At 38.1% G+C, this 8,690-nt stretch carries 11 protein-coding genes (1 of these 11 running past the window's edge); all 11 read right to left on the bottom strand.

Annotation, left to right across the window (positions count from 1 at the left end; genetic code table 11):
* On the bottom strand, positions 1-863 hold the 5' portion of the coding sequence (dusB, locus tag NSS97_RS00425; protein WP_341111204.1) for a tRNA dihydrouridine synthase DusB. It extends 136 nt beyond the left edge of the window; the window shows 863 of its 999 coding nt (coding positions 1-863); the start codon lies at positions 861-863; its stop codon lies beyond the left edge, outside the window.
* Positions 864-886: 23 nt separating this feature from the next.
* On the bottom strand, positions 887-1,090 hold the full coding sequence (locus NSS97_RS00420) for a helix-turn-helix domain-containing protein (protein WP_002009706.1): 204 nt from the start codon (positions 1,088-1,090) through the stop codon (positions 887-889).
* Positions 1,042-1,557, bottom strand: coding sequence for a 2-amino-4-hydroxy-6-hydroxymethyldihydropteridine diphosphokinase (folK, locus tag NSS97_RS00415; protein ID WP_002130229.1), 516 nt, complete (start codon positions 1,555-1,557; stop codon positions 1,042-1,044). Before folK ends, NSS97_RS00420 begins: the two co-directional genes overlap by 49 nt.
* Positions 1,554-1,916: a dihydroneopterin aldolase gene (folB, locus tag NSS97_RS00410; RefSeq protein WP_044444397.1), complete on the bottom strand. Its 363-nt coding sequence runs from the start codon at positions 1,914-1,916 to the stop codon at positions 1,554-1,556. Before folB ends, folK begins: the two co-directional genes overlap by 4 nt.
* Positions 1,917-2,777 carry a dihydropteroate synthase gene (folP, locus tag NSS97_RS00405; protein WP_002167275.1) on the bottom strand — a complete coding sequence of 287 codons (861 nt, stop codon included), beginning with the start codon at positions 2,775-2,777 and terminating at the stop codon, positions 1,917-1,919.
* Positions 2,752-3,624, bottom strand: a complete 873-nt coding sequence (pabC, locus tag NSS97_RS00400) for an aminodeoxychorismate lyase (RefSeq protein WP_044444396.1) — start codon at positions 3,622-3,624, stop codon at positions 2,752-2,754. The genes folP and pabC overlap by 26 nt, the downstream gene beginning before the upstream one ends.
* On the bottom strand, positions 3,618-4,205 hold the full coding sequence (gene pabA / locus NSS97_RS00395; RefSeq protein WP_044444395.1) for an aminodeoxychorismate/anthranilate synthase component II: 588 nt from the start codon (positions 4,203-4,205) through the stop codon (positions 3,618-3,620). The genes pabC and pabA overlap by 7 nt, the downstream gene beginning before the upstream one ends.
* 5 nt (positions 4,206-4,210) lie before the next feature.
* Positions 4,211-5,608, bottom strand: coding sequence for an anthranilate synthase component I (gene trpE, locus NSS97_RS00390; protein WP_044444394.1), 1,398 nt, complete (start codon positions 5,606-5,608; stop codon positions 4,211-4,213).
* A 223-nt stretch (positions 5,609-5,831) separates the two neighbouring features.
* On the bottom strand, positions 5,832-6,755 hold the full coding sequence (gene cysK / locus NSS97_RS00385; protein WP_002130221.1) for a cysteine synthase A: 924 nt from the start codon (positions 6,753-6,755) through the stop codon (positions 5,832-5,834).
* A 117-nt stretch (positions 6,756-6,872) separates the two neighbouring features.
* Positions 6,873-7,748 carry a redox-regulated molecular chaperone HslO gene (gene hslO, locus NSS97_RS00380; RefSeq protein WP_002009693.1) on the bottom strand — a complete coding sequence of 292 codons (876 nt, stop codon included), beginning with the start codon at positions 7,746-7,748 and terminating at the stop codon, positions 6,873-6,875.
* Positions 7,749-7,754: 6 nt separating this feature from the next.
* Entirely contained in the window at positions 7,755-8,543 is a 789-nt protein-coding gene (locus NSS97_RS00375; protein ID WP_002009692.1) for a type III pantothenate kinase, read from the bottom strand.
* Between the last annotated feature and the right edge of the window lie 147 nt (positions 8,544-8,690).

Raw genomic sequence — 8,690 nt, 5'->3', positions numbered from 1 at the left:
TACCAAGCTGCATGCTTTCTCATCTCTCTTACGGCAACATTTTCGTTCTTTAAATCGATAAGACGATCTAGATGCAACATACATACATCAATTTTCTCACGCACTGTTGGTTCCGGCATTAACTCACCTGTCTCTAAATACTTTACCGTACGATAAATCATCCACGGATCTCCAAGAGCAGCGCGACCAATCATAACACCATCTACACCAATTTCATCAAGCATACGCTTTGCATCTTGTGGTGTTTCGACATCACCATTTCCGATAACCGGAATATTTACAGCCCGCTTTACTTGTTTAATAATATTCCAATCCGCTTTACCTTCATACATTTGCACTCGTGTACGCCCATGAACCGCTATCGCTTGTCCACCAGCACGCTCAACAGCTCTAGCATTTTCTATTGCGAAAATATGTTCTTCATCCCAACCAATACGCATTTTAACTGTAACTGGCTTTTCAACAGCATCTACAACCGCCGCTACCATCTCATATATTTTATTTGGGTCTAAAAGCCACTTTGCTCCTGCATCACACTTAGTGATTTTCGGTACTGGGCACCCCATATTAATATCAATAATGTCTGCTGTCGTATATTTATCTACGTATTTCGCAGCATCTACAAGAGTTTCTTTCTCTCCACCAAAAATTTGTAAACTTAATGGCTTTTCTCTCTCATCGATATATAACATATCTAATGTTCTTTTGTTATTAAGTAATATTGCCTTATCACTTACCATTTCAGCACAAACTAAACCTGCACCAAATTCCTTTACCGTCAAACGGAATGCAGAGTTACACACTCCCGCCATCGGTGCTAGTACAACTGGATTTTTCATCTCAATATTTGCAATCTTTAACACCCGACTTACTCCTTCCTTTACGGTCACTTCGGCATCAATTCGTCTATTGAAACGTTTAATGTTTTAGCGACTTCTACTACAAAATCTTGGGAAGGTGATCTATTGCCCCTCTCAACTTCACCTAAAACCGATACAGATACCCCTAATTCTTTCGCAAAACCTTCTTGCGTATAGCCTTTTAGCTTTCGAAAAGCACGAATGCGTCTTCCCCATTTTTCTGCTTCCATACCGTTACTCCCTCTCGCCTTTTCATTTCTTCTACTTGTGAACGTGAAATGTTTTGTTTTATATCTTGATTAATCTCTAACAACGGAACGATAACAAAAGCTCTTTCAAACATCCGCGGATGCGGAACAATCAGATTCTCTGCTTCAATATTTTCTTGATTATATAGTAAAATGTCAAGGTCGATGGTCCTCGGGCCCCATCTAATTTCCCTTTTTCTTCCTAGGTCATTCTCTACCTTTTGTGTTACTTTCAATAATTCTTGCGGTGATAAATTGGTAGAAATTTTTATAACTAAATTTAAAAAGCAATTTTGGTCAGTATAGCCAACCGGATCAGTTTCATATACAGACGAAACATCATCAACTTGGATATGCTGGTTTTTATTTAAAAACTGAATTGCTTCAGTTAAATAAGTATAACGCTCCCCAATATTGGAACCTAATGCAATGTACGCTATATTATTCATGGACGTTCTCTCGTAATTTCTACCGCTACAGCACGATAATGTCCCGGTATCGGCGGATCCGGTTTAATTACCTTAATTGTACACTGTGAAATACTCTCATACTGTTTCAATATATCTGTAGCGATATTTTCAGCGATACTCTCTACAAGCTTATACGTTCTACCTTCAACCACTTTTCTACATAGTTCGAAAAGCTCCCCGTAATTGACAGAATACTCTAAGTCGTCACTTTCTCCTGCACGTTTTAAATCCAACTCCACCGTTAAATCCACTTTAAATCTCTGACCCAATTTATTTTCTTCTGGGAATACACCATGATAACCGTAAAACTCCATATCATGGATATAAATTTTATCCAATTACTTTGCCCCCTTACCAATCATCGCGTCCATCATCTTAGCCATACGCGCCATTTCTTTCACATCATGAACACGGATAAACTCACAGCCCTTTTCAATACCAAGACAAACGGTAGCTCCCGTTCCTTCAAGACGTTCCTCCACTGGCAAATCTAACACATGGCCAATAAAGGACTTTCTTGAAGTACCTAAGAGAACTGGGTAACCAAGTACATTTAACTGTTCTAAATTGCGCATCGCTTCTAAATTTTGCTCAGGTGTTTTCGCAAAACCGATACCTGGGTCTAAAATAATATTCTCATCTCGCACACCAGCATCTTTAGCAATTTTAATACTTTCATACAAATCAGCAATCATATCGGCCATTAAATTGCGATAATTCATATTATCTCGGTTATGCATTAAGATAATGGGCACATCATAATAGGCTGCAACTTCAGCAATCCTCGGTTCCGCCTTCGCTCCCCAAATATCATTAATAATATGAGCACCAGCTTCAATCGCTTGTTTCGCAACCTCAGCTTTATACGTATCAATAGAAATAGGTAGCTTTACTTCTTTTGACACTGCCTGAATCATTGGAACAACTCGCTTTATTTCCTCTTCTACTGAAACTTTAGCGAAACCCGGGCGGGTAGATTCGCCGCCAATATCAATAATATGGGCACCTTCACTTTTCATTTCTTTCGCATGTCGCACCGCAGCATCTACTTCGTTGTAACTCCCACCATCAGAAAATGAATCTGGCGTTACATTTAAAATCCCCATAATTAATGTCTTTTCATTTAAGTTCAATGTATATTCGCCGCAGCGCAAATCATAATCCCACTTCAAACTACACATCTCCTCTTCGCAATTCATTTCTGCTCCACAATTTCTCTCTCTGCACTCCATAAAGATCCATAAGTCTTTTTGTAACCACTCCCACTTTACCCGGGAAATCTTTCTCCTCTATACGATAAAGGGGGACAATCTCTTGAATAGAGTTCGTTACGAACACTTCATCCGCTGAAAGCAATTCATCTTTTGTAAAGAAACCTTCCTTTACTTCTATATCTAGCTCTTCAGCAGCCTTTATAATAAACGCACGAGTGATTCCGTTTAAAATCCCTGTTTCTAATGAAGGAGTATATAAAATATCTCCTTTAACAAAAAAGAGATTCGAAACAATACCCTCTGCAACATAACCTGTTTCGGTAAGAAAAATACCTTCCTTATTCACAACATTTCCAATTTCGCGTTTCCCTAAAATATTATTTAAATAATGATGGGACTTCAAGCGAAATGCACCCTCTGGTGTATTTCTCACTTGTTTTAAAATAACTCCTTCTTTTTCCACTACATTCCCTGGAGATGCTAAAGATTTTATAAAAACAATAACAGACGGTTCTTCATATACTTCCGTTTGTAATCCTATTTCATCTATACCCGCCGATACATTTAAGCGCACATATGCATGCTTTAACCCATTCTTAACAAGTAGATTCTTTAAAATAAGCATCACTTCATCTTTTGTCATTGTCCATTTGATTTGCAATATATCGAGCGCATCCATTAAGCGTTCATAATGATCATCCAATAAAAAGGGATGACCATTATAAATACGAAATGTCTCAAAAACCCCAAGTCCATATAGGTAACCGTGGTCATAAGGAGAAATTTTCGCTTCACTCGCTTCTACATACGCGCCATTTACGTAAATTAACACGATTTCACACTTGGGCTATATTTGCGAATGAAATTCTGTAGCAATTCTTTCCCGTGAGAAGTCATAATAGATTCCGGATGGAATTGTACCCCTTCAATCGGCAACGTTTTATGACGAAGCGCCATAATTTCACCTTCTTCAGTCCAAGATGTTATCTCTAAACAATTCGGTAACGTCTCTTTTTTAACGATAAGAGAGTGATAACGTGTCGCGGTAAATGGATTTGGGATATCAGAAAAAATCGTCTGCCCATCATGATGCATTAAAGATGTTTTTCCATGCATCAAACGCTCTGCCCTGACAACATCCCCTCCAAATACTTGCGCAATTGATTGATGTCCAAGACAGACCCCAAAAATCGGAAGCTTACCTGCAAAATATTTAATAACCTCCATACTGATTCCCGCCTCATTAGGACTACATGGACCTGGCGAAATCATTAAAAAATCTGGTTTCATATTCTCAATATCCGAAATAGTCACTTCATCATTACGCTTAACAACAAGCTCTTGTCCAAGTTCTCCAAGAAACTGCACTAAATTAAATGTAAAAGAATCATAATTATCAATCATTAATATCATTTCTCTCACCTAACCGTTTCTTCGCTACTTTCTTTTGCACGCCATAAAGCGATTGCTTTTTTTAACGACTCTTTATATTCATTTTTTGGATTTGAATCAATTACAATACCCGCTCCAGCTTGCACATGCGCTTGTCCATCTTTAGCAAGTAGTGTTCGGATTATAATATTCAATTCCGTATCTCCAGAATAACCAATCCAACCAATTGACCCTGTATAAATTCCTCGGCGAACAGGTTCTAATTCTTCAATAATTTCCATCGTACGTATTTTCGGGGCACCGGTAATTGTCCCACCAGGAAATACAGCCTTCACCAAATCGAAAGCATCTTTATCTGCTTCCACCTCACCACGCACATTAGAAACAATATGCATAACGTGTGAGTACTTTTCAATTACCATAAATTCATCTACTTCAACAGTGCCATATTTACAAACCCGGCCCAAGTCATTTCGTTCTAAATCCACAAGCATTACATGCTCTGCTCTTTCCTTTTCATTTTCAATTAATTCTTTCGCTAATTCTTCATCCTCTTGCTCACTTGCTCCTCGAGAGCGCGTACCAGCAATCGGTCTTGTACTCACTTCTTTTCCTTGCTTTTTAATTAGCAATTCAGGCGAAGCACTAACAATTTGAAAATCTCCAAACTCCAAGTAACCCATATATGGAGATGGATTAATTTCACGAAGACTTGTATATATTTCTAGTGGATGTGTTTGTAATGTTCTTTCTTGTCTTGTCGACAAGTTTACTTGAAACACATCACCCGCTCCAATATATTCTTGAATACGTTCAACGGCCTTCATAAAGCCCTCTTCCGTAAAAGCGACTGCTTCATTTTTCTTTTCAGGAGATTCAAACGGCATAGTCACTTCGGGGGCTTCTTTCATCCAAAGACCCTTCCATTCATTTAATCGTTCTTCTGCCTCTTCACACTCATCTACATAATGCGTAATAATCCATAATACTCTCTCCTGTTGATCATACACAAACACGTCATCAAATAACAAAAAGAATATGTCAGGTATATTAATATCATCCTTCGCAAGAGACGAAAGTTTTTCAATATAACGGATACAATCATAACTAAAGTATCCAATTGCCCCACCTTGAAAAGGTGGGTACTCCGGATTATAATCCGTTTTCCATTTCTCCATATACGCTTGCATTAAATCTAACGGATTCCCTCGCTTTATTGTTTCCTTACCACTTTCACTTATATGTAACGTCTCATTCTTACCCTGAATTACCGCTACTGGATCCAGCCCAACAATATTATAACGACCACCACGTCCACTTTCTAACAAAATATGTTGCGGCTTATCCTGAGAAAGAAATTTATATTGCTTAAAGAAATCTAACTGATATGGAATAGAAAGCGCTAAAGATTTTCTTCTTTGCATATCAACACCCCGTCTTCTGTTATCCCACCCTCTTAAGCCAATCAAATCAAACTACATAAAATTATTTATATAGAGAATGATTATACTTGAGGGCTAGTGAAAATAAATTAATTATACTACTTCTTATTTTACATGAAGTTTTCTAGTCATTCACTCTTTTCCTTTTTCCAATCAAAAAAGAAAAAGCATCCTTTTTTAAGGATGCTTTTCAAATCACATTCACTTATGACTCAAATTGATAAAGTGGTGTACTTAAATAACGTTCACCGTTACTTGGGATAATAACAAGTACCTTTTTCCCTTTACCTAATTTCTTCGCAACTTCTGTCGCTGCATAAACGACTGCTCCCGAAGAGATACCAACTAAAATACCTTCTTCTTTAGCCACTCTTCTCGCATATTCGAACGCTTGCTCCGTTTTCACTTGAATAATTTCATCATATACCTCTACATCCAATGTCTCCGGAACAAACCCCGCTCCAATTCCTTGGATCTTATGTGGTCCTGGCTTTCCACCAGATAATACTGGTGAATCCGCAGGTTCTACCGCGTAAATTTTGATATCTTTATAAGCCTCTTTCAGCACTTCACCGGCACCTGTAATTGTTCCACCTGTACCAATACCTGCGATAAAAGCATCTAATTGATCCCCCATCTGTTCAACAATTTCTGGGCCTGTTGTTATACGATGGATTTCTGGATTCGCTTGATTTTGGAACTGTTGTGGTATAAAGTACCCATGTTCTTCTGCTAATTCAGTTGCCTTTCGAATTGCTCCGCCCATTCCTTCAGGTCCTGGAGTCAATACTAATTCAGCACCGTAAGCGCGTAATAAATTACGACGCTCAATACTCATTGTTTCTGGCATTACTAAAATTGCCTTATATCCTTTAGCAGCTGCTACCATCGCTAAGCCAATACCTGTGTTACCACTTGTCGGCTCAATGATTGTATCGCCCTCTTTTAATAATCCTTTATTTTCAGCATCTTCAATCATAGCTAACGCGATACGATCTTTAACACTGCTCCCCGGATTCATAAATTCTAATTTTAAGTATACATCTGCGCTGTCTGATTCTACGATGCGGTTCAACTTAACGATCGGCGTTTTCCCGATTAATTCTGAAACTGATTGTGCCACTCGCATTCCTGTCACTCCTAACACCGAGTATTTTTATTGGTTTTATCTATATTTAGATTTTGTCAGAAAATTCCCTGTTTGTCAATCTATTTGGGCGGCTGATTCTCCACCTAAACTTCTTTATTACAGCTTCTCAATTAGACTTGTAATATCTTCTTTAGCGAATTTATGTCGTTCATTACAGAAGTGACAGTGAACTTCCGTCTCTTCTTCTTCTGCACGAATTTGTTCTAACTCCGCTTTACCTAAACTAATTAGCACACTTTCAATACGCTCACGTGAACATGTACAATTAAATTGAACATCCATTGTTTCTAGCACTTTCACTTTATCTTCTCCAAGCACTTCATACAGTAATTCTTCTGGAGAAAGACCTTGTTCGATTAATTGTGATACTGGCGGGATTTGTTGAAGACGCTCTTCAATAAATGAAATTGTTTCTTCCTGCGCACCTGGCATAATTTGAAGAATGAATCCACCCGCCGCTAATACGCTATCATCTCCATTTACAAGAACACCAACACCTACAGAAGAAGGTGTCTGCTCAGAAACCGCGAAATAATATGTGAAATCTTCCCCTAGTTCTCCTGAAACAATGGGAGATTGACCAATAAACGGTTCACGCATACCGATATCTTTAATTACCGTTACAAATCCTTCTGTACCTACCGCTTGATATACACGTAATTTTCCTTGTTCCGTTCCTTCAAAATCAACATGCGGATTCGTTACATAACCACGTACATCCCCATTTGCATGAGCATCGACTAAGATAGGACCAATCGGACCGTTACCCTCTACTTTAATCGTTAACTTCTGCTCGCCTTTTAACATAGCACCCATCATTGTACCCGCAGTTAAAGAACGACCAAGTGCCGCTGAAGCTGTTCTCCATGTATCATGACGCTTTTGCGCCTCACTTACTGTATTTGTTGTACGTACACTATAAGCACGAACCTCTCCATTAAACGCTAACGCTTTTACTAAATAATCTTTCATACTTATTTATTCACCCTTCTCATGTTGTAAATTTGCATTACGCTCATATAACATATACAAACCTTTTAACGTTAAAAACGGATCTACAATATCAATTACATTTGATTCTTCTGAAATTAATTTTGCTAATCCACCTGTTGCAATAACTTTCGGTTCTTGCTTAGCTTCTTCCTTCATACGCTTAACAATACCTTCCACTTGTCCAACGTATCCATAAAGAATACCTGATTGCATTGCACTTACTGTATTCTTCCCGATAACACTACCCGGTTTTGTAATTTCAATACGAGGAAGCTTTGCTGCCCTGCTATATAAAGCCTCTGCCGAAATCATAATTCCTGGCGTAATGACGCCACCCATATAATGCTTCTCTTCGTTAATATAACAATATGTAGTAGCCGTACCAAAATCAACAATAATAAGCGGACTTCCATATAAGTGGATTCCTGCTACTGCATTTACAATTCGGTCCGCGCCTACTTCACGTGGATTTTCATATTTAATATTCAAGCCAGTTTTTATCCCAGGCCCCACTACAAGCGGTTTAATTTTAAAATACTTTTCACACATACGCTCTAAAGCGAACATAATTGGCGGTACGACTGAAGACACAATAATACCTTTCACATCTTCAAAAGAAAGACCTTCATGCTCAAGTAACTGCTTTACAAGCATCCCATACTCATCTTCTGTTTTATGACGATCTGTTTCCATGCGCCAATGCTGACGAAGTTCTCCCTCTTCAAACACACCTAGTACCGCATTTGTGTTCCCTACATCCAATACAAAAATCATATTCTCACCACTTATCTTATTTAATCTATATTTGCGCAGTATGTATAAAACTTATAAAAACATCATATCACACATACTTATATAATCAGTTTTTCTATACTCATCATTGTACAAAAAGATTACTCTCTATTTCAATTTTTAATACTA

This window comes from Bacillus sp. FSL R12-0074 (genome assembly GCF_038005725.1).
GTDB lineage: Bacteria > Bacillota > Bacilli > Bacillales > Bacillaceae_G > Bacillus_A > Bacillus_A mycoides.
Note: the sequence above shows the minus strand (reverse complement) of the source record. Positions and strands in the feature narration are given on the sequence as shown.